This window comes from Kitasatospora phosalacinea, from assembly GCF_000716545.1.
Taxonomy (GTDB): domain Bacteria; phylum Actinomycetota; class Actinomycetes; order Streptomycetales; family Streptomycetaceae; genus Kitasatospora; species Kitasatospora phosalacinea.
This window is the reverse complement of sequence record NZ_JNWZ01000036.1, coordinates 1-19,309: the sequence shown is the minus strand read 5'-3', so window position 1 is coordinate 19,309 and position 19,309 is coordinate 1. Positions and strand designations below refer to the sequence as shown.

20 protein-coding genes are annotated in these 19,309 nt (G+C 75.9%); 5 read left to right on the top strand and 15 right to left on the bottom strand.

Annotated elements, in window-relative coordinates; all coding sequences use genetic code 11:
• Positions 1-24: 24 nt before the first annotated feature.
• On the bottom strand, positions 25-804 hold the full coding sequence (locus tag OO48_RS19200) for an NAD(P)H-dependent oxidoreductase (protein ID WP_033217875.1): 780 nt from the start codon (positions 802-804) through the stop codon (positions 25-27).
• A 168-nt stretch (positions 805-972) separates the two neighbouring features.
• Here OO48_RS19200 and OO48_RS19195 point away from each other — a divergent pair, with 168 nt between their 5' ends.
• On the top strand, positions 973-1,824 hold the full coding sequence (locus tag OO48_RS19195) for a helix-turn-helix transcriptional regulator (protein ID WP_033217873.1): 852 nt from the start codon (positions 973-975) through the stop codon (positions 1,822-1,824).
• Between the two features lie 25 nt (positions 1,825-1,849).
• On the opposite strand, the gene OO48_RS19190 is transcribed toward OO48_RS19195, so the two are convergent.
• Positions 1,850-2,710: an NAD(P)H-binding protein gene (locus OO48_RS19190; RefSeq protein WP_033217871.1), complete on the bottom strand. Its 861-nt coding sequence runs from the start codon at positions 2,708-2,710 to the stop codon at positions 1,850-1,852.
• A 109-nt stretch (positions 2,711-2,819) separates the two neighbouring features.
• On the opposite strand from OO48_RS19190, the gene OO48_RS19185 reads away from it, so the two are divergent.
• Positions 2,820-3,239, top strand: coding sequence for a winged helix-turn-helix transcriptional regulator (locus OO48_RS19185; protein ID WP_033217869.1), 420 nt, complete (start codon positions 2,820-2,822; stop codon positions 3,237-3,239).
• Positions 3,240-3,273: 34 nt separating this feature from the next.
• Complete coding sequence (locus OO48_RS19180; RefSeq protein ID WP_051732307.1) at positions 3,274-4,506, top strand: erythromycin esterase family protein; 1,233 nt, start codon at positions 3,274-3,276, stop codon at positions 4,504-4,506.
• A gap of 57 nt (positions 4,507-4,563) precedes the next feature.
• Here OO48_RS19180 and OO48_RS19175 read toward each other — a convergent pair whose 3' ends face one another.
• The 8 genes from OO48_RS19175 to OO48_RS19140 form a co-directional block, all read right to left on the bottom strand.
• Positions 4,564-5,193 carry a TIGR03086 family metal-binding protein gene (locus OO48_RS19175; protein ID WP_033217867.1) on the bottom strand — a complete coding sequence of 210 codons (630 nt, stop codon included), beginning with the start codon at positions 5,191-5,193 and terminating at the stop codon, positions 4,564-4,566.
• A 63-nt stretch (positions 5,194-5,256) separates the two neighbouring features.
• Entirely contained in the window at positions 5,257-5,718 is a 462-nt protein-coding gene (locus OO48_RS19170) for a DUF3237 domain-containing protein (RefSeq protein ID WP_033217865.1), read from the bottom strand.
• Positions 5,715-6,542 (bottom strand): ABC transporter ATP-binding protein, encoded by an 828-nt coding sequence (locus OO48_RS19165; RefSeq protein ID WP_033217863.1) that lies wholly within the window; start codon positions 6,540-6,542, stop codon positions 5,715-5,717. The genes OO48_RS19170 and OO48_RS19165 overlap by 4 nt, the downstream gene beginning before the upstream one ends.
• Positions 6,539-7,519, bottom strand: coding sequence for an ABC transporter ATP-binding protein (locus tag OO48_RS19160; protein WP_033217861.1), 981 nt, complete (start codon positions 7,517-7,519; stop codon positions 6,539-6,541). The genes OO48_RS19165 and OO48_RS19160 overlap by 4 nt, the downstream gene beginning before the upstream one ends.
• Positions 7,516-8,376 (bottom strand): ABC transporter permease, encoded by an 861-nt coding sequence (locus OO48_RS19155; protein WP_033217859.1) that lies wholly within the window; start codon positions 8,374-8,376, stop codon positions 7,516-7,518. Before OO48_RS19155 ends, OO48_RS19160 begins: the two co-directional genes overlap by 4 nt.
• On the bottom strand, positions 8,373-9,326 hold the full coding sequence (locus OO48_RS19150; RefSeq protein ID WP_033217857.1) for an ABC transporter permease: 954 nt from the start codon (positions 9,324-9,326) through the stop codon (positions 8,373-8,375). The genes OO48_RS19155 and OO48_RS19150 overlap by 4 nt, the downstream gene beginning before the upstream one ends.
• Entirely contained in the window at positions 9,323-10,987 is a 1,665-nt protein-coding gene (locus tag OO48_RS40715; RefSeq protein ID WP_051732306.1) for an ABC transporter substrate-binding protein, read from the bottom strand. Before OO48_RS40715 ends, OO48_RS19150 begins: the two co-directional genes overlap by 4 nt.
• 53 nt (positions 10,988-11,040) lie before the next feature.
• On the bottom strand, positions 11,041-12,744 hold the full coding sequence (locus tag OO48_RS19140) for a CocE/NonD family hydrolase (protein WP_245194714.1): 1,704 nt from the start codon (positions 12,742-12,744) through the stop codon (positions 11,041-11,043).
• Positions 12,745-12,911: 167 nt separating this feature from the next.
• On the opposite strand from OO48_RS19140, the gene OO48_RS19135 reads away from it, so the two are divergent.
• Complete coding sequence (locus tag OO48_RS19135) at positions 12,912-13,481, top strand: TetR/AcrR family transcriptional regulator (RefSeq protein ID WP_033217856.1); 570 nt, start codon at positions 12,912-12,914, stop codon at positions 13,479-13,481.
• Positions 13,482-13,666: 185 nt separating this feature from the next.
• Positions 13,667-15,124, top strand: a complete 1,458-nt coding sequence (locus OO48_RS19130; protein WP_033217854.1) for an amidase — start codon at positions 13,667-13,669, stop codon at positions 15,122-15,124.
• Between the two features lie 289 nt (positions 15,125-15,413).
• On the opposite strand, the gene OO48_RS19125 is transcribed toward OO48_RS19130, so the two are convergent.
• The 5 genes from OO48_RS19125 to OO48_RS19105 form a co-directional block, all read right to left on the bottom strand.
• The gene (locus OO48_RS19125) at positions 15,414-15,842 is read right to left on the bottom strand and encodes a VOC family protein (protein ID WP_033217851.1); all 429 of its coding nucleotides are present in this window, start codon (positions 15,840-15,842) and stop codon (positions 15,414-15,416) included.
• A 250-nt stretch (positions 15,843-16,092) separates the two neighbouring features.
• Positions 16,093-16,485, bottom strand: a complete 393-nt coding sequence (locus OO48_RS19120) for a hypothetical protein (protein ID WP_051732305.1) — start codon at positions 16,483-16,485, stop codon at positions 16,093-16,095.
• Between the two features lie 146 nt (positions 16,486-16,631).
• Entirely contained in the window at positions 16,632-16,931 is a 300-nt protein-coding gene (locus OO48_RS19115; protein WP_033217849.1) for a hypothetical protein, read from the bottom strand.
• A gap of 71 nt (positions 16,932-17,002) precedes the next feature.
• Complete coding sequence (locus OO48_RS19110) at positions 17,003-17,998, bottom strand: phosphotransferase (protein WP_033217847.1); 996 nt, start codon at positions 17,996-17,998, stop codon at positions 17,003-17,005.
• Positions 17,999-18,184: 186 nt separating this feature from the next.
• The coding region (locus OO48_RS19105; RefSeq protein ID WP_051732304.1) for an NsdA family TPR-like regulatory protein at positions 18,185-19,309 on the bottom strand (1,125 nt) is incomplete at its 5' end.

Below are 19,309 nucleotides of genomic sequence, written 5' to 3'. Positions count from 1 at the left end.
CGCCCCGCGCCGCACGCGCCGCGCTCAGTGCCGCACGTGCAGGCCGAAGCCGGTGCGGCCGGCCGGTTCGAGGCCGTCCTTGAGGTGCAGGGCGGGGATCTCGTAGTCGCCGAAGTTCTGCCGGCGGAACGGGATCGGTTCGGTGGTCTCCAGCGTGAGCAGGCGCCGCTCCCAGGCTTCGGTGGCGGCCCGGTACTGCTCCTCGGTGAGGCGGTCGGCGCCGTGGACGACGAAGGGCGGCAGCACCTCCAGGCCCGGGTAGTAGAGGATGCCGTGCTGGATGGGGAAGAGCAGGTCGTCGATGGGGCCGTTGATGCCGCGGGCGGCGTAGTGCGAGGCGGGGCCGCCGGTGGTGACCGAGAGCAGGGCGCGCCGGCCGGCGAGGGTGCCTTCGCCGAAGCGCTCGCCGTACTTGGTGTCGCTGTGCTCGCCGACGCCGTACGCGAAGTTGTAGGTGAACACCCGGTCCACCCAGCCCTTGAGGATCGCGGGCATGGTGTACCACCACAGCGGGAACTGGAGGATGACGGTGTCGGCCCAGAGCAGCTTCTCCTGCTCGGCGCGGACGTCGGCGGTGAGCTCCCCGGCGTCGAAGGCCCGGCCGGAGTCGCGGACGACGTTCAGCGGGCTGGAGGCGTGCGGGCCGTAGTCGGCGGCGTCGGCGGTGGCCTTCCAGCCCATCGCGTACAGGTCGCTCACCCGCACCTGGTGCCCGGCGGCCTCCAGGACGGACACCGCCCGGTCCTTGAGCGAGCCGTTGAGCGACTCGGGCTCGGGGTGGGCGTGGACGATCAGGGTCTTCATCGGGGATCTCCTCCGGTTCGGTGGCCCGCGGCCGGCGGCGGCCTGCGGTGCTCCCGATCCTGGCCGTCGGCGCGTCCGGCGTTCAGGGGCCCGGCTTCCGTAGGACCGGACTTCCTGGTACTGACGGGGCCACCCTCGGCGGGGCGCCGGCGGGAGATACTGGGGCGCATGGACGATCTCGCGGGTTTCCTGCGGACCCGGCGCTCCCGGGTCGATCCGGCGACCGCCGGCATCCCCGTCGACAGCCGGCGGCGGGTCGCGGGGCTGCGGCGCGAGGAGGTCGCGCACCTGTCCGGGGTGAGCGTGGACTACTACGTGCGCCTGGAGCAGGGCCGCGCCACCCAGCCCTCCGAGCAGGTGCTGGACGCGCTGGCCCGGGTGCTGGGCCTGGACCGGACCGAGCGGGACCACCTGCACCGGCTGGCCCGGCAGCCCCGGCTGCGGACGAGGACCCCGAGCGGGCGGGTGCGTCCGGAGCTGCTGCGCATGCTGGACCTGGTCGCCGACGCGCCCGCCCTGATCATGGGCCACCGGCTGGACGTGCTGGCCGGGAACCGCCTCGCCGGGCTCCTCTACGGCCGGCCGGACGCCACGGGCCTGAACATCGCCCGGCACCTCTTCCTGGAGGAGGGCGAGCACGGCCTCTACGCGGGCTGGGAGACCTGCACCCTGGACGTGGTCGGCCACCTGCGGCTGGCCGCCGGGAAGTACCCCGACGACCCCCGACTGACGTCGCTGATCGGCGAGTTGGCGATGGGCAGCGAGCGCTTCCGCCGCCTGTGGGCCCGCGCGGACGTCCGCGCCCGCACCCACGGGCACAAGGCGTACCGCCACCCGCTGGTCGGGCTGCTCGAACTGCACCAGGAGAACTTCGCGCTGCCGGACGGATCGGGCGCCGAACTGCTGGTGCTCACCGCGCCCCCCGGCAGCCCCTCCGAGGACGGGCTGCGCCTGCTCGCGGGCCTGGACGCGGCGGACGGCACCGCCCGGGAGCGCGCGGACGCCCGGACCGCCGAGTAGTCCGGGCGTCCGCGCGCGACCGGGTTCAGCGCGCGGCGAGCGCCTGCGCGACGGTGTCGGCCAGCGGCGTGGTCGGGCGGCCGATCAGCCGGGCCAGTTCGCCGCTGCCGCCGGCCAGCAGGCCGCGGGCGATGGCGGAGACGTCCACGTCCACCAGGATCTCGGCGAGCTGCGGCGGCAGGCCCGCGCCGGTGAGCATCCCGAGGTTGGCCTCGGCGGGCAGTTCGTGGTGGGCGACCGTCCGGCCGCTCTGCCGGGAGAGTTCGGCGGCGTACTCCTCCAGCGTCCAGGCCTCGTCCCCGCTGAGTTCGTAGGCGCGGTTCTCGTGACCCTCGCCGGTCAGCACGGCGGCGGCCGCGGCGGCGTAGTCGGCGCGGGTCGCGGAGCCGATCCGGCCGCCCGCGGTGCTGCCGGCCACGCCGTGCTCCAGCTGGACCGGGATCAGGGCGGTGTAGTTCTCGGTGTACCAGCCGTTGCGCAGGAAGGTGTACGGCAGGCCGGAGTCGAGGATCAGCCGCTCGGTGGCCTTGTGCTCGTCGGCGAGCCGGAAGTCGGCGGCCGGGCCGCCGAGCACCCCGGTGTAGACCAGGCGGGCGGCCCCGGCGGCCTTCGCGGCCGCGACCACGGCGGCGTGCTGGGCGACCCGGCGGCCGACCTCGCTGCCGGAGACCAGCAGCACGGTGTCGCCGGGCCGGATCGCCGGGGCCAGCGTCTCGGGCCGGTCGTAGTCGGCGAGCCGCAGTTCGACGCCGCGGGCGGCCAGGTCGGCGGCCTTCCGCTCGTCACGGACGGCGGCGACGACCTCGGCGGCCGGGACACGGGCCAGCAGCTCGTCGATGACGAGGCGGCCGAGCTGTCCGGTGGCGCCGGTGACGACGATGCTCATGGGGATGCAACTCCTGGGGTGGTGCGACGGTGGGTGCGACGGCTGTCCCACCCACCGTAGGAAAGTCACTAACGAATCGGAAGTACCCACTTTCGGGTAAGCTACTTCCATGAACCGCAGAGTGCAGGAGCTGACCGGCGGCCCGCAGCCGGACGTCAACTCGGCGAGCTGCCCCTCCCGGGGCATCCTCGAACACGTCACCAGCCGCTGGGCGGTGCTGGTGCTGACCGTCCTGCTGGACGGCACCCACCGGTTCAGCGAGCTGCGCCGCACGGTGGGCGGGGTGAGCGAGAAGATGCTGGCCCAGACCCTGCAGACCCTGGAGCAGGACGGCCTGGTGCACCGCGAGGCGCACGCCGTCATCCCGCCGCGCGTCGACTACACGCTGACCCCGCTCGGCGAGGAGGCCGCCCGGAAGGTCTGGGCGCTGGCCCGCTGGGCCGAGTCATGCGTCCCCGAGGTGCTGGCGGCCCGCGCGGCCCACGCCGGGGCGAAGGCGGCGGAGGCGAAGGCGGCAGCTCGCGCTTGACTTCAAGTCGACTTGAAGAACGAGACTGGGCGGCATGCCGAACACCACCGCAGCCACTGCGGCCACCGCAGCCACCGCCCGACCCGCGCGCCCGGCCGACGGCCTGACCCCCCGTCACCCCGCCGCCGGCCTTCCGCTCCCGGACGCCGCACTCGACGAGATCGCCGGGCGGCTGGCCGCCGGAGCGGAGGTGGTGGGCATCGGGGAGTCCACCCGCTTCTCCCGGGAGACCTTCGAGGTCCGGGACCAGCTGTTCCGCCGGCTGGTGCGGGAGCACGGCTTCCGGGCGCTGGCCGTCCAGGACGACGCGGTCACTGCCGCCGCCCTCGACGCGTACGCGAACGGCGGCGGCGGGTCGGCCGCGTCCGCGCTGGCCGGTGCCTGGAAGCCGTGGCGCACCGCCGAGATGGCGGCGGTCCTGGATTGGGTGCGGGCGTTCAACCTGGACCACCCGGGCGGTCCGGTGCGGATCTTCGGCGTGCGGCCGGCCCAGGCGGGGCCCGCCGACTACGACGCCGTCCTGGCGCACGTGCGCGCGGCGGCCCCGGAGCTGCTCGCGCGGGTGGCGGCCCACCTGGAGCCGGTCCGCACCGCCCACGAGACGGCGGAGCACGTGCAGCGCGCGCGTGGCATCCATCCGGGGCGCCCGTTCGCCGAGCACGCCCGGGACGCGCTCGCGCTGGTCGCACCACTGCCCGGCGCGGACCTGCCCGGCGGCGCGGCCGAGCGGATGCGGCTGATCGTGGAGTTCCACGAGCACAGCGTCGCCGGGCGCGGCGACTACGCGGGCGAGGCGGAGGCGTGGGCCGGGGCGGTCGCGGACTTCCGGCGGCGGACCGGCCTGCGCGTCGTCTACTGGGACGGCATCGGGCACACCTCGGCGGCCGAGGCGGTGCTGGGCCTGGCGCCCGAACGCGGCGCGCGGGCCACCGTGGGCAGTGCGCTGCGCGAGCGCTACGGCGCGCGGTACGTCTCGGCGGCGATCGGCTTCCACCACGGCGACCTCGGGGTGTTCACCGTCCCGGACCCGGCTGCGGACCTGGTCGACGCGAGGCTCGGCGCGGGGGCCCCGGCCGCCCGCTGGCTGGACCTGCGCGAGGAGGAGGTCCGCCGCCGGTGGGACGGACCGGCGAAGGCCCGCGTGGTCAGCGGCGTCTACACCCCGGAGCGCGACGCCGTCGAGCACCTGGCCGTGGCCTCCCTGGCCGCCGCCTTCGACGTCCTGGTCCACCTCCGCCGGGCCACCGCGGTGCGCTGGCTGCCGTGACGCCCCGGTTGTTCACCGAGGCCGCCCGGGAGGGGCCGGCCAGGAAGGGCCGACCGGTCAACCGGCCCGGGGCGGCGCCCAGTTCGGATCGCGGCCGAGCAGCCTGAGCACCCGGTCGAACGGGTCGGCTCCGTCGTCACCGGCCGCGGCCCCCAGGACGGGGCCGAAGGCAGCACCGGGCTGGTCGCGGGCGGGCCCGGCAGGGACGAGGGCGGCGATCGGGAGGGCGGCGGCCACCAGGTCGGCGTCGAAGGCGGGGCGGAGGCCGATCGAGACGGCGACGTCCCAGCCGTGGACGAGGTAGTCCAGGAAGTGGAAGCCGATCGCCTGCCGGGCCGGGAACGGGCCGCCGTCGCGGATCTCGGGGAGCCAGAACCCGCGTTCCGGCACGCCCTCCTCGGCGAAGGCCGCGGCCACCTCGGCCGCCGAGGCGGCGAACGCCCCCGCCGGGTCCGCGCCGAGTGGGCGGTCCGCCCACTCGGCGAGTTCGCGGCCGCCGCCGCGGGCGGCGGCCGCGAAGCCGTGGTTCTGCCCGGTCATGTGCGCGAGCAGTCGTCCGAGCGTCCACGCCCCGCAGGGGGTCGGCCGGTCGAGCGCGGCGGCGTCGACCCGGTCGACGTAGGAGCGCGCGGCCTTCAGGGCGCGCGCGTCGAGCGCCCGGATGTCCACTTCCTGGGTGTCCGTCATGCCGCCGAGCCTACCCGGGATTTCGGCACGGTCGTGCGAATTATTTCCCGGGCCGCGGCGGCGTCAGCGCAGCGCGTACATCCGGATCGCCACGGTCCGCTCCTCGTCCTCGGGGCGGGCCAGGCCGACGAAGACCGTCTCGGCCAGCCAGCGGTGGGCGGGGGCGTCGGTGCGGAAGACGGGCGCGGTGCGGTAGTAGACGCCCACCTCGCTGACCCGCAGGCCGTCGTCCTCGTGCTGCTCGGGGCAGTCGGGGCCGAGCCGGTAGTACCCGCGGTTGACGATGTCGATGACGGCGCCGTCCTCGGCGCGCAGCAGGTAGCGGGCGTCGAGTTGGCAGACGGCGCCACGGGTGCTGCTCCAGTCGCCGCCGCCGGGCAGCACGGTGCCGGTGAGCCGGGGGCCGGTGACGGTGCCGCCGGTGATGGGGGTGAACTCCAGCGTCTCGCCGTCGCCGTGGCCGACGTGCAGGGCGGGGGCGAGGTGGGCGCGGATCTCGAAGGCGAAGTCGAGGGCGGGGGTCACGGGGTCACGGCCTTTCGTTCGGGCTGTCGGGCGGGCTGTCGGGCGGGCTGTCGGGCGGGCTTCCAGCCGGGGCGGGGGACGGAGTCGACCAGGGCGCGGGTGTACGGGTCGCGCGGGGCGGTGAGCACGTCCCGGGAGCGGCCCGACTCGACGATCCGGCCGCCGCGCATCACCACCACGTCCTCGCACAGGAACGGGACGATGCCCAGGTCGTGGGTGATGAACAGGTAGGCGATCGGGCGCTGTTCGCGGATCCGGGCCAGCAGGTCGACGATCTGGGCCTGCACCGAGACGTCGAGCGCGGCGACCGCCTCGTCCAGCACCAGCAGGTCGGGTTCGACGGCCAGCGCCCGGGCGATGGCGGCGCGTTGGCGCTGGCCGCCGGAGAGGGCGCGGGGGCGGGAGCCGGCCTGCCGGGCGTCCAGGCCGACCCGGGTGAGCAGTTCGTCGCGGCGGGCTTCGAGGGCGGCGCCGCGCAGCGGGCCGTGCAGGGCGAGGACTTCGGCGACGGCGTCGCCGATCTTCTGCCGGGGGTCGAGCGAGGTGTACGGGTCCTGGAAGACCAGTTGGACGCGGCGGGCGTGGGCGAGGCGTTCGGCGCGGCGGGCGCGGGGGCCGGGCGGCGGGGCGCCGCCGAGGGTGATCCGTCCGGCGTCGGAGGTCTCCAGGCCGGTGACCAGGCGGGCGGTGGTGGTCTTGCCGGAGCCGGACTCGCCGACCACGGCGAGGGCCTGGCCGGGCATCAGGCGCAGGTCGACGCCGTCGACGGCGGTGTGGGCGCCGTAGTGCTTGACCAGCTGTTCGACTTCGAGCAGGGGTTTCACGGGGCGCTCCCCTCGAGAGGGACGGGGTGGTGGCAGGCGGCCCGGCCGTCGCCGCTCGGCCGGGGTTCGGGGCGTTCGGTGCGGCACGTCCCGGTGGCGCGGGCGCAGCGCGGGGCGAACGGGCAGCCGGGGCCGGCCTCGTCGGCGGGGAGCGGACGGCCCTCGATGGCGCGGAGCTTCGCGCCGGGAACGGTGGGGTCGGGGCGGGCGGCGAGCAGGGCGCGGGTGTAGGGGTGGGTGGCGCCGGTGGCGAGGCGGTGGGCGGGGAGTTCCTCGGCCAGGGTACCGGCGTACAGGACGGCGGCACGGTCGCAGACGGCGGCGGCCAGGGCGAGGTCGTGGGTGATGAACAGCAGGGTGAGGCCGTGGCGTCGGCGGGCTTCGTCGATGACGGCCATGACTTCGGCCTGGGTGGTGACGTCGAGCGCGGTGGTGGGTTCGTCGGCGAGCAGCAGGCGGGGTTCGGCGGCGAGCGCGGCGGCGATCATGACGCGTTGCAGCAGTCCGCCGGAGAGTTCGGCGGGGCGCTGGCGCAGTCGGCGGGCGGCGTCGGCGACGTGGACCTCGTCGAGCAGGGCGGTGGCGCGGGCGTCGGCGGCGGCCCGGGTGAGGCCGCGGACGGAGACCAGGGCCTCGGTGAGGAAGTCGCCGACGGTGCGCAGCGGGTTGATGTGGGCGCGCGGGTCCTGGAAGACCATGGCGGCGCCGCCGCGGCGCAGGGCGCGCAGTTCGGGCGGGCGCATGGCGGGGACGGAGGCGCCGTCGAAGCGGACGTCGCCGTCGACCCGGGCGCCGGGCGGGAGCAGGCCGAGGACGCTGCGGGCGGTGAGCGACTTGCCGGAGCCGGACTCGCCGACCAGTCCGACGGCGCTGCCGGGGGCGAGGGCGAGGTCGACGCGGTGGATGACGGTGCGCCGGGTGCCGCGCGGGCCGGGCAGGGTGACGCGCAGGGCGTCGAATTCGAGCAGCGGGATCATGTCCGGTCTCCGGCGAGGCGTTGGGACAGGGCGGTGCCGAGCAGTCCGCAGGCGACGGTGAACAGCACGATGGCGCCGCCGGCGGCGAGGGCCTGTTCGGGGCGGCCGGCCAGGAGGCCGGGGGCGCCCTGGGCGACCATCAGTCCCCATTCGGCGGTGGGGGGTTGGGCGCCGAGTCCGATGAAGGAGAACGCGGCGGTGTCGAGCAGGGTGTAGCCGAAGGCGGTCGCGGTCTGGACGAGGACGAGCGGGGCGAGGTTGGGCAGCAGGTGGCGCAGGCAGGCGCGGGCGCCGCCGAGGCCGAGCATCCGCAGCGCGGCGACGTAGGGCAGGTGGCGTTCGCGCAGGGCGCTGCCGCGCACCACCCGGGCGACGTAGGGCAGGTAGGCGATCGTCAGGGTGGCGACGGCGACGGGCAGTCCGGCGCCGAACAGGGCGGCGCCGACGACGGCGAGGACGAGTCCGGGGAAGCCGAAGACCAGGTCGAGGGCGGCGGTGACCAGGCGGTCCCACCAGCCGCCGAGCCAGGCGGCGCTGACGGCGAGCGCGGTGCCGATCGTCCCGGCGGCGAGGGTGACGGCGAGCGGGGCGAGCAGGCTGGGCCGGGCGCCGTACAGCAGCCGGGAGGCGATGTCGCGGCCGGTGTCGTCGGTGCCGAGCCAGTGCGCGGCGCCGGGGGGCAGGGAGACGGCGAGCGGGTCGACGGCGTTCGGGTCGTGGGGGGCGATCAGCGGGGCGAGGGCGGCGGCGAGCACGACCAGGGCGACGACCGCTCCGGCGAGCAGCGGCACCGGCCGTCCGCGCGGCCCGGTCCGGCCGGGTCCGCGGACGGCGGCGGCGAGGCGGAGCGTGGTCATGGGCGGGCGCCTCCGATCGGGGTGCGGTGGTCGAGCGCGGCGGTGGCCACGTCGACGGCGGTGTTGACCAGGGCGAAGGCGGTGACGGTGAGCAGGGCGAGGGCCTGGACGACGGCGAGGTCCTGGCGGGCGGCGCTCTGCACGAGCAGGGCGCCGACGCCGTTGAGGCCGAAGGTCTGCTCGATGACGGAGCTGCCGGCGATCAGTCCGGCGACGGAGACGCCGGCCACCGAGAGGATCGGCCCGGAGGCGTTGCGCAGCACGTGGCGGCGGATCACCAGGCGTTCGGGGATGCCCCGGCCGCGGGCGGTCTGGACGTGTTCGGAGCCCTGTTCGGTGTGCACGGCGGAGCGGGTGACCTGGGCGACGTAGGCGAGCCAGGAGGCGGCGAGCGCGAGGGCGGGCAGGGTGAGGTGGCGCAGTCGGTCGGCGAGCCCGTCGCCGGTGCCGTAGGCGGGCAGCCAGCCGAGCCGGACGGCGAACAGCCAGATCAGCAGGACGGCGGAGACGAAGGTGGGGACGGCCATCAGGGTGCCGGTGGCGGCGGTGACGGCGGTGGCGGTGCGGCCGCCGCGCAGTCCGGCCAGGGTGCCGAGGGCGGTGCCGACCAGCAGGATGAGCGTGCTCGCGTAGGCGATCAGCAGGGCGGTGGTGCCGATCCGGCTGCCGATCAGGTGGGCGACGCTGTCGTGGTGGGCGAGCGAGGTGCCGGCGTCGCCGTGCAGCATGCCGGTCAGCCAGTGCCAGTACCGGGTGAGGAAGGGGTCGTCGAGGTGGTACTGGCGGTGGATCTCGGCGAGGAGCGCGGGGTTGGGGGGTTTGCCGCCGCCGACCAGCAGGGTGGCGGGGTCGCCGGGGGCGAGGAAGAGCCCGCCGTAGATGGCGAGGCTCGCGGCCAGCAGGGTGGCGAGCAGTCCGAGCGCCCGGCGCAGGAGGTAGTGCGCCGTCACCGGGTGCCGCCGAGGTACGCGGCCCAGGGCATGTTGACGTAGGCGAAGGTGGCGGGGGCGCCGCTGATCCGCCTGTTGAGGAACATCCGCTCGTCGGGGGCGGCGATCGGAACGATCGGCAGGTCCTCGACGAAGGCGGCCTGGGCGCGGTTGAAGGCGTCGGCGGCCCGGGCGGGGTCGGTGGCGGCGCGGGCTTCGCCGAGGGCGGCGGTGACGGTGTCGTCGCGGTAGCCGGCCCAGTTGAACGGCGAGCCGGGGTCGGTCATCTGCTGGACGTACGAGGAGGGGTCGGGCAGTTCGACGTAGCCGAGCACGATGACGGCGTCCAGGCCCCGGCGCAGCGCCGGGTCGTAGAACAGGCCGGAGAGTTCGGCGGGTTGGAGCTGCTTGATCCGGACGTTCAGGCCGATCTTGCGGGCGGCGTCCTGGAGGAAGGTGAGGGTCTGCAGGGACTGCTGGTCGCCGGCGGCGACGGCGACGGTGATGTCGGTCCGGCCGCCCGGGGCGCCGGCCAGGATCTCGCGGGCCCGGTCGAGGTCGACGGCGGGGGCGGGCGGCAGCGCGTCGTAGCCGGCGGTGTAGGTGGCGGCGGCGGGGTCGTGCTGCCAGACCAGCGCGGGGACGAAGGTCTTGAGCTTCCGGGCGGCGCCGTCGTACACGTTGCGGATCAGCGCGTCGCGGTCGAGGACGAGTTGCAGGGCCCGGATCGTCCGGGGGTCGGCGAGCGGGGAGTCGGGGCCGGTGGGGGTGAGGAAGACGGTCTGCGCGGAGGCGCCGCGGTAGAGGGTGCCGGCGGAGGAGTGCGCGAGGGCGCGGGCGGTGGCGGTGTTGATCTCGTAGGAGCCGTCGACCTCGCCGGAGAGCAGGGCGCCGGTGAGGGTGGAGCCGTCGGTGATGAAGCGAAAGGTCAGCTCCTTGACCTTGGGTTGCAGCGCGGTGTCCCAGTAGGTGCCGGCCCGGGTGATGCCGATGGACTCGCCGGCCCTCCACTCCCCCAGCCGGTACGGGCCGGTGCACATCAGCCCGCCGCCGGGGGTGCCGTAGTCGGCACCGGCCTTCGCCAGGTAGCTCGCCTCGCTGACGGCGCCGAAGCCGTTGGTGAGCGCCTTCACGAACAGCTGGTCGGGCTGCTTGAACCGGACGGTGACCCGGTGCGGGCCGTCCGCCTCGATCGCGGTGACGTTGCGCAGCGCGTCGGCGTTGGCGCTGCGGGTGGCCGGGTCCTGCTGGCGTTCCAGGCTGGCGACCGCGTCGGCGGAGGTCATCGGGTTGCCGTCCCAGAACTTGACGTCCTCGCGCAGGTCGAGCACCAGGGTGGTGGGGTCGGTCCAGGTCCACGCGGTGGCCAGGCCGGGGCCGTAGGTGTAGTCGGCGTGCAGGCGCAGCAGCGGGTCGCACAGGTTGGAGACGACGGTGCTGGGCGAGTAGTCGCCGACCCTGGCCGGGTCGAGGCTGAGCGGTTCGCCGGTGGGCAGGTTCCAGGTGACGCGGTCGAGCTGCCCGGTGGCGGCGGGGGTGAACTCGGTGAGTTCGGCGGGCTTTCCGCTGCCGGGGGCGGCGGACGAGCCGCAGGCGCTCAGCACGAGGAGCGCAGCGGCGGCCGCTGCCACCGCCGGGGCGGCGGGTCTGCGGGTCGCGGCGGGTCTGCGGGGAGCGTGCATGAGGGGGTGCTCCTGAGGGGGTGTCGGTGGGGGCCGGTGGGTGTCAGCGGGCGTCAGCGGGCGGAGGCGGGCAGGACGGTGAGGGTGAGCCGGGAGGGGTGCGCGCCGCCGGTGCGCAGGTGCTGGACGGCGGGGCGGGCCCCGGTGGCGGTCCACGGGTTGTCACCGGTGCCGGTGGCGGGCAGGAACAGCGGGAAGTCGGAGGCGGTGACCAGCAGCAGCAGCCGGTGTCCGGCGCGCACCCGGTAGCCGGTGTGCGCGAGGTCGAGGTGCACGGTGCCGCCGGCGGTGGCCTGCACCTGACCGCGGACGATCAGCCGGGCGGTGCCGTCGGGCGCGAGGTCGGCGAGTTTGGCGAACACGTCGAAGACGGGGGCTTCGCCGTCCACGTCCAGCTCGGCCTCGACCGGCCCGGCCAGGTCCAGCGGCCGCTCCAGCACCTCGCCGGTGAACGCCAGCACGTCGGGGCGCCCGGCGAGGGGGGCCAGGTCGGGGTGGGTGTGCAGGTAGGCGAAGGAGTTGTCGACCAGGGACGGGACGGGCGCGTCCGGGTCGTGCGCCCACGCGGCGTGCCGCTCCTCCCCCGGCCCCGGTGGCTCGGCGGTGAGCGCGCCGCCGGGCAGCGGGCCGGCGGCGCGGTCGGCGGCGGCCAGGTGCAGGGTGAGCCGGCGGGTGCCGGGCGGCGGCCAGGAGTCGGCGGTGCGCCAGCCGGCGTGGCCCAACTCCCAGGTGACCTTGGGCAGTTCGTCCGCCTTCCGGCTGCCCGCCAGGAACACGTCCAGGAAGTCGAGGGCCGGGCCGAGGTAGCCGTCGAGCATCCGCCGCAGGGCGCCGGCGTCCTGGGCGTGGTCGTCGCCGGGGGCGATCGGGGCCAGGGCCAGCGGGTAGTTCTCGTGGTCGACGGCGCCGGCCCACAGGTACTGCACGGCGTTCCACTCGGGGCGGGCGGCGAGTTCCAGGTAGTCGGCGAGGTGGGCGCGGACGATGTTGTCGTACCAGCCGACGCAGTGCAGCACCGGCACCGGCCGGGCGTCGAACGGGTGCCGCCCGAACTGGGTGCACAGGTCGATTCGGTGCGGGGCGAGCAGGGTGAACCAGGCCGAGCGGTCGCCGATCTGCCGGAACGCCTGCTCGTACGGCGCGATGGCCGGTCGCGCGGCCGGGTCGGCCCGGTACTCGTAGGTGTCCCGGCCCACCCAGTGGTGGGCGAAGTAGGCGACGCCCTCCCGCCAGGGCGGGGGCGGCAGTTCGCGCCCGCCGCGACGGAGCACCGCGTTGAAGTCGGCGGCGGTGACCCGCGGCACGACGGCGCGCAGTGCGGGGTGCTCGGCGGCGACGGCGGCCCACTGGGTGAAGCCGTAGTAGGAGTCGCCGAACATGCCCACCCGGCCGTTCGACCAGCTCTGCCGGGTGATCCACTCGATGGTGTCGTACCCGTCGGCGGACTCGTGCACGAAGGGCAGCGTGGCGCCCTCGGAGCGGAACTTGCCGCGCACGTCCTGCACGGCGACGGCGTAGCCGCGGGCGGTGAGGCGGGCGGCGATCTCGTCGGTGAACACGTAGCGGCTGTTCTTGTCGTACGGGAGCCGGATCAGCACGGTGGGGCGCGGCGGCGCGGCGCCGCCGTCCGGCAGGTAGACGTCGGTGGCGAGGCGGACTCCGTCGCGGACCCGGACGCGGTGCTGGCGGGCCTGCGGGGGGACGGGCGCGGGGACGACCCGTTCGATGGCGAGCTGCGGGGTTTCGGGGGATGGCACGGTGGTGTCGCTCCAGCCTGGAGGGCGCGGCGGGGAGGTGCGCAACGGGCGGACGCGCGGCGGGGGTTCCGGTCGGCAGCGTCATGCAACAGCGTTGTGCAACGTTGTTGTATGACAAGATTGCACCTGCCCGCCAACCGGTCAACACTTTTCGGAGGAGTACGCAGATGCCGATCGAGGTCGACCAGGAAGACCGACTGGCCCGGATCGCCGACGCCACCATCCAGGTCGCCCGCGAGCGCGGCGTCCGGGCCGTCACCATCCGCGCCGTGGCACAGGAGCTGGGCGGCTCCACCGCGGTGATCACCAACTACCTGCCCACCCGCTCCGCGCTGATCGCCAACGCGCTGCGCCACGCGGAACGCCACTGGTCCCACGAGACCGGGACCCTGCTCGCCGGACGCACCGGCACCGAGCGCCTGCTGGCCCTCGCCGAGTGGATGTGCACCACCGAACGCGACGACGAGGTGATGCGGCGGCTGCTCGCCGAGATCGTCAGCGAGGGCGGCGAGTCCGACGCCACCGCCCTGGCCGCCGAACTCGCCCGCGACCACCGCGCCGCCCTGGGCCCGCTGCTCGCCGACGCCGGCGTCACCGACCCCGCCGCCGCGGACCTGCTCCACCTGCTCTTTCGCGGCTACTGGCTCTCCACGCTGGAGGACCCCGCCGACTGGCCCCCCGCCCGCGGCACGAACGCCGCGCGCGCGGCGGTCCGCCTCCTCACCGGCGGAGCGTGACCCGGGGGCCGCGCACCGGGGGGCACGCCGGGGACGCGCGCCGGGGACGCGGGGAACCGCGCGGGCAGCCCTGCATCTTGACTTCATCAAACAGCGTTGCATAACGTCGTCGCATCTCGTGCGTCAGCACTCCCCCCGCCCCCTCCGCGCGTTCCGCCGGAGCGCGCGCCCCCACAGAGGCGTTCATGGACAACCACTCCCTGCCCACCCGACCGTGGCAGCTCACGGCCGTCGAGGCCGCCGCCGCGATCCGCGACGGCTCCCTCTCCTCCACCGAACTCGTGCGGTCCTGCCTGGACCGCGTCGAGGCCGTCAACCCGACCGTCAACGCGCTGGCCGACCTCCGCCCGGAGGAGAGCCTGGCCGCCGCCCGGGAGGCCGACCGCCGCAGGGCCGCCGGCGAGGAGCTGGGGCCGCTGCACGGCGTCCCCGTCTCCACGAAGATCAACACCGACCAGCGCGGCTTCGCCTCCTCGCACGGCGTGGCCGCCCTGGCCGGCACCGAGGCCGCCGAGGACGCCTCCTGCGTGGCGGCGCTGCGCGGGGCCGGCGCGGTGTTCCTCGGGCGCAGCAACGCGCCAGCGTTCTCCTACCGCTGGTTCAGCACCAACGACCTGCACGGACGCACCCTCAACCCGTGGGCGCCGGACCGCACGCCCGGCGGGTCCAGCGGCGGGGCGGCGGCGAGCCTGGCCACCGGGATGACGCCGCTCGCGCAGGGCAACGACATCGGCGGCTCGATCCGCTACCCGGCCGCGTGCTGCGGCGTGGTGGGCATCCGTCCGACGGTGGGCCTGGTCTCCAACTGGGCCGAGCCGGTGTACGTCGACACCCCGGCGGGTCGGCAGCAGCTGGTGATGCCGCTGACGGTGCAGTCCTGCGCGGTGGAGGGCCCGCTCGCCCGGACCGTCGCGGACGCCCGGCTCGCGCTGCGCGTGATGACCACCCCCGACCTGCGCGACCCGGTCGGCGTGCCCGCGCTGCCCCGGCGCCCGGCGCCGGACGCCCCGCCGGCCGTCACCGTGGTGCGCTCGATCGGCACCGTGCCCAACCACCCGGCGGTGGAACGGGCGATCGACGAGGCGGTGCGCAAGCTCGCCGAGGCCGGGTACCGGGTGGAGGAGGTCGACGGCCTGCCGCTGCTGGCCGAGGCGGCCCGGCTCTGGTCGCTGCTGATCTACGAGGACTTCCGCCCGACCGTACCGACGGTCGAGCGGATCGGCGACGCGGGCATCCGGACCTCGCTGACGTACTCCTTCGCCGCCGCGGCCGCCGAGTGGGGCGAGGCACCCTCCCTCGCCACCTACGTCCACGGCTGGTCGCGGCGCGCCGCGCTGATCGGCGAGCTGCAGCAACTCCTGGGCCGCGAACGGCTGCTGCTCACCCCGGTGAGCGCCGAGCCGCCGTTCGAGCAGGACGCGGACATCGCCTCCCCCGAGCGCGCCGCCGCCCTGATCGCCGCGCAGTGGCCGATGGCGGCCGTTCCGATCCTGGGCTTCCCGGCCGCCACCGTCCCCTCCGCGCTGGTCGACGGCCTGCCGATGAGCGTCCAGCTGATCGGCGGCCGCTTCGAGGAGGACCTCGTCCTGGACGCCGCCCAGGCCGTCGAGGACCGCACCCCGCGCCTGGTCCCGGCGCTCTGACCCCGCCCCCGGCGCCGCCCCGCCCGGCCCGCTCAGGGCCGGGCCCGGCCCAACCGCCTCCGGACCAGGTCGAGTCCGGCGGGCACGACGCGGGTCCGGCCCCCGGCCCGGAGGGGTCGGGGACCGGGTGCGGGAGCAGCCCTTCGATGCCGTCGGCCACCCGGGCGGAGGCGCCGGACGGGTGCAGCGCGGCGACGGTCCGCGCCGCGGCCTCCCGCGCCTCCGGCCCGTCCGCCGACCGCGGCCCGTCGGATGATCGACCTGGCGGCGGAGCGGCGCCGAGCCGGCGTCAGTCGAGGCAGAACTCGTTGCCCTCGACGTCCTGCATGACGATGCACGAGTCGTCGCCGCCGTCGTACAGCAGCCGGACCCGGACGGCGCCGAGCGGCAGCAGCCGGGCGCACTCGGCCTCGAGGGCCGCGAGGCGCTCCTCGCCGAGCAGGCCGGTGCCGACCCGGACGTCGAGGTGGACGCGGTTCTTGACGGTCTTGCCCTCGGGAACGCGCTGGAAGTAGAGGCGGGGGCCGACACCCGTGGGGTCGGTGCAGGCGGACCACGAGCCGCGCTCCTCGGGCGGGAGCGTGGCCTCGTACTCCTCCCAACTGTCGAAGCCCTTGGGAGGGTTGGACTCGTAGCCGAGCACCTCGCACCAGAAGCGGGCGACGCGGGCGGGGTCGGCGCAGTCGAAGGTGACCTGGAATTGTCTGAGCACTGCCATGGCGGGGACCCTAACAGCACGTCAGCCGGGTGTCGCCCGAATACCGACCGCCCACAGCCGGGCCGCTCCGACCGGGGCCGCCCGACTTGGCATCGGGGACGCCGTGGACGACGGCGCACTCGGCGACGCCGGGCAGGGCTTCCTCGACCTCGGCGGGGTGGACGTTCTCACCGCCGGAGATGCACGTGTCCTTGATCCGGTCGGCGATGGCGAGGTAGCCGGGGACGGAGGAGGCGGCGGCGGAGGAGGGTCAGCGGTGGTCGCCGCCCGGGTGGTCCCGTTCGTCGTCGTCCTCGATCGGGCCGTGCTCGGCCTCGTACTGCTCCCGCAGCTTGACGGCCCGCTTGTCGGAGGCCTCGCGCTCCTCGGGCGAGAGGTTCTCCGCGGCGGTGCGCATCTCGCCCAGGCGGGCGCCGATCGCCGACAGGTACCGGTCGGACTCGATCACGTCCCGCATGCCGATCCGCCCGCTGAGCACCTCCCGGGCCATCTGCTGGAGCTCCGGGCCGACCTTGTCGTTCTTCGCCAACGTCCGCAGGGCGCGGTGCAGTTCGGCGGCCTGCGCCGGGTTGTCCGCGACGTCGAGCAGTTCGTCGTCGGTGATCTCCGGCCCGCCGAGGTCGTCGTCCCGTCCTGCCGCCATGGCCACTCCCCCGTCGTCGGGTGTCTCCCCGTCCGGGCCCGGCCCGGCCCGGACGGGCGTACGGATCGTCAGCCGACCCGGGTCGGGGCCGACTCGACCAGGCGATCATATGTCCTTCCCCAAGGGAGGGTAATGACGATGCCCGGCTACCCTCCGGCGCCCTCCAGCCGCGCCGCGACCATCGTCACGAAGTGCTGCAGCACGGCGAACGGCACGGTGTGCCCGTCGCTGAAGAAGGCCGTCGGCGGGCCCTCCGCCAGCTCCTGGGCGACGACCGCCACGGCCGTCGGCCCCGGCGCCGGCGAGTCCGGCACGGCCGGGGTCCCGCTCGGGACCAGGCGGGCCTCGCTGAGTTCGAAGTGCCGGACCCGACCGCTGGCCACGCCCGTCTCGGTGAACAGGGCGCAGTACAGGTCGCCGTCGTGGCTCCAGGTCGTCAGAGACATGGCCGGGATGCTCCCACACCCGCCGTCGGCGGCGACAGGCGCCCGACGCGGTCCGCGGGAGCGGGGCCCGGTCACCGCAGCAGCGCCGCCCAGCCCTCCAACCCGCGCAGTACGACCGGCAGTTCGCGGGCGGTGTCGGTGACGATCCGCAGCCCGAAGGCCCGCTGCTCGGCGTCCGCGGCACGGTGGCCCAGGGCCAGCCACAGGCACCAGGCGGCGGTGGCCAGCTGGCTGCGCAGCAGGCCCGCGAAGGCCGAGGCGTCGGCCGGGCCGCCCGGGCCGCCCGCGTCCAGGTAGGCGGCGAGCAGCGGGCGGACCACCCGGGGGTCGGCGCCGACGGCGGGCCCGTTGAAGGGGGTGGCGAACCGGAAGGCCACGCTCACCGCCTCCCACCAGGGCACCTCCGGCTGGACGCTCTCCCAGTCGATCAGCGCGTACCCGTCGGGCGTGCGCAGCACGTTGGCCCGCGAGGTGTCGCCGTGCACCAGGACGGCCGCGGGGGCGCCGTGCGCCGCGTCCTCGACCAGGGCGACGGCGTCGGCGACGGCCGGGAGCAGTGCGCGGGCCGGGCCGGCCACCGGGAGGCCGCCCGCCTCGGCCTCGGACACCCACTCCCGCCACTCCGCCACGGGGTGCGGCGAAGGCGGCTGCTCGCCGCCGGTGTCCAGCACGGCGATCCGGGCCAGGGTGCGGCCCGTCCAGTCGACGGCCTCGGCGAGGTCCGTTCCGGGGCGGCGCAGGTCGTGCCCGTCCAGCCATCCGCTCACTTTGACCAGGGTGTCGCCGCCGGGGTGGTGCCAGTAGCCGAGGGCGGGGGCGGGCGGGTCGACGGGGCGCGGCATCGCGACGCCCGCCGCCAGCGCGGCCCGTTGCAGGCGGTGCACCCGGTGGGCCTGCTCGCGGTGCCAGTCGCTCAGCAGCCGGCCCGTCCGTACCGTCCAGCGCCCCCGCGAGGTCTCCAGCACTCGCCCGTCGGTCGGCGCACCCCCGTTGTCGAGCGCCCGCCACGGCCCCACCGACCGCCCCAGCCCGAAGGCCTCCACCACCGCGTCCTGATCGAGTTCCACCCCACGAGTCTGCGCCCCGCCCCCGGCCCGGCGCACCCGAATTCCCACCAGCCCGCACCCCACCGCCCCGCACCCGCACCCGCACCCGCACCCGCCGCCAACCGCCCACGCAGACCGCGCAGTTCGTGGCGGATCCCCCTCATCCCCGCCACCCCACCCGCCGCACACCCTCACACCCTCACACCCTCACACCACCGCACCCAACCGCACCGCCGCCTCCGCCGCACCCGCCCCCCACCGGCCCGCACCCGCCGCCAACCGCCCACGCAGACCGCGCAGTTCGTGGCGGACGAGGGCCGGGAGCGGGGCGCCGTCGGTGGCGAGGACGGGGGTGAGGGCGGCGATGGCGGTGTGCGGGTCGTCGGCGCAGAGGTGGCAATCGGCGATGCGGACGGTGAGCATGGCGCGGGCGACGGGGAGCCGGCCGTCGTCGAGGAGGTCGAGGGCGGCGGTGGCGGCGGTCAGGGCGCGTTGGGCGAGGCGGGGGTCGGCGGTGGCGGCGGCCAGGTCGCGCAGGGCGGCGGAGGAACCGGATTCGACGCGGAGGCGGAGCGCGGCGGGGGCCAGCCAGGGGACGTGGACCTCGGCGTCGGGGAGGTCCTCGGGGCGGTCGAGGTACTGGCGGGCGCGGCCGATGTGGCGGACGGTGGCGCGGACGTCGCCGGCGAGGGCGGTGGCGCGGGCTTCGCCGAGGGTGGCGAGGGCGTCGGCCCAGTGGCGGCCGGGCGCGGCGCGGCGGATCTCGCGGGCGTAGTCGCCGGCGGAGGCGGGGTCGTCGTCGAGGAGGCCGAGGACGGCCATGTCACTGAGGGCGGCGGCCTGGGTGGTGGGGTCGTCGGCGAGGGCGGCCCAGCCGAGGGCGCGGTCGAAGCAGGCCATCGCGGTGGCGGGCCGTCCGCCGTGCAGGCGGAGGCTGCCCGCGGCGTGGGCGTACTCGGCGGCGAGGCGGGCCAGGACGCGGCGGTGGCGGACGGGTGCGTCGGCGAGTCGGGCGACGACGGCGCGCAGGGTGCCCTCGATCACGGTGCCGGGCCCGCGTTCGCCCACGGCCCGGTCGGCGCTGTGGAGTTGGGCGCCGAGGACGGCGGCGAGGGCGTGCACGGTGTCGGTGTCGAGGGGGGCAGCGGGGTCGGCGCAGAACGCGGCGTGCAGGGCGACGGCGGTGGCGGGCGGCGGGGGCTGGCAGCCGGCGGCGCCGTGCAGCGGGCACTGGACGTCGTGGTCGGGGAGGCTGGCGGGGCAGTCGTCGGTGGTGGGGACGGGTCCGGCGGGGGCCGTGGCGCCGGGGGGCAGCGGGGGGCGCAGCAGGTG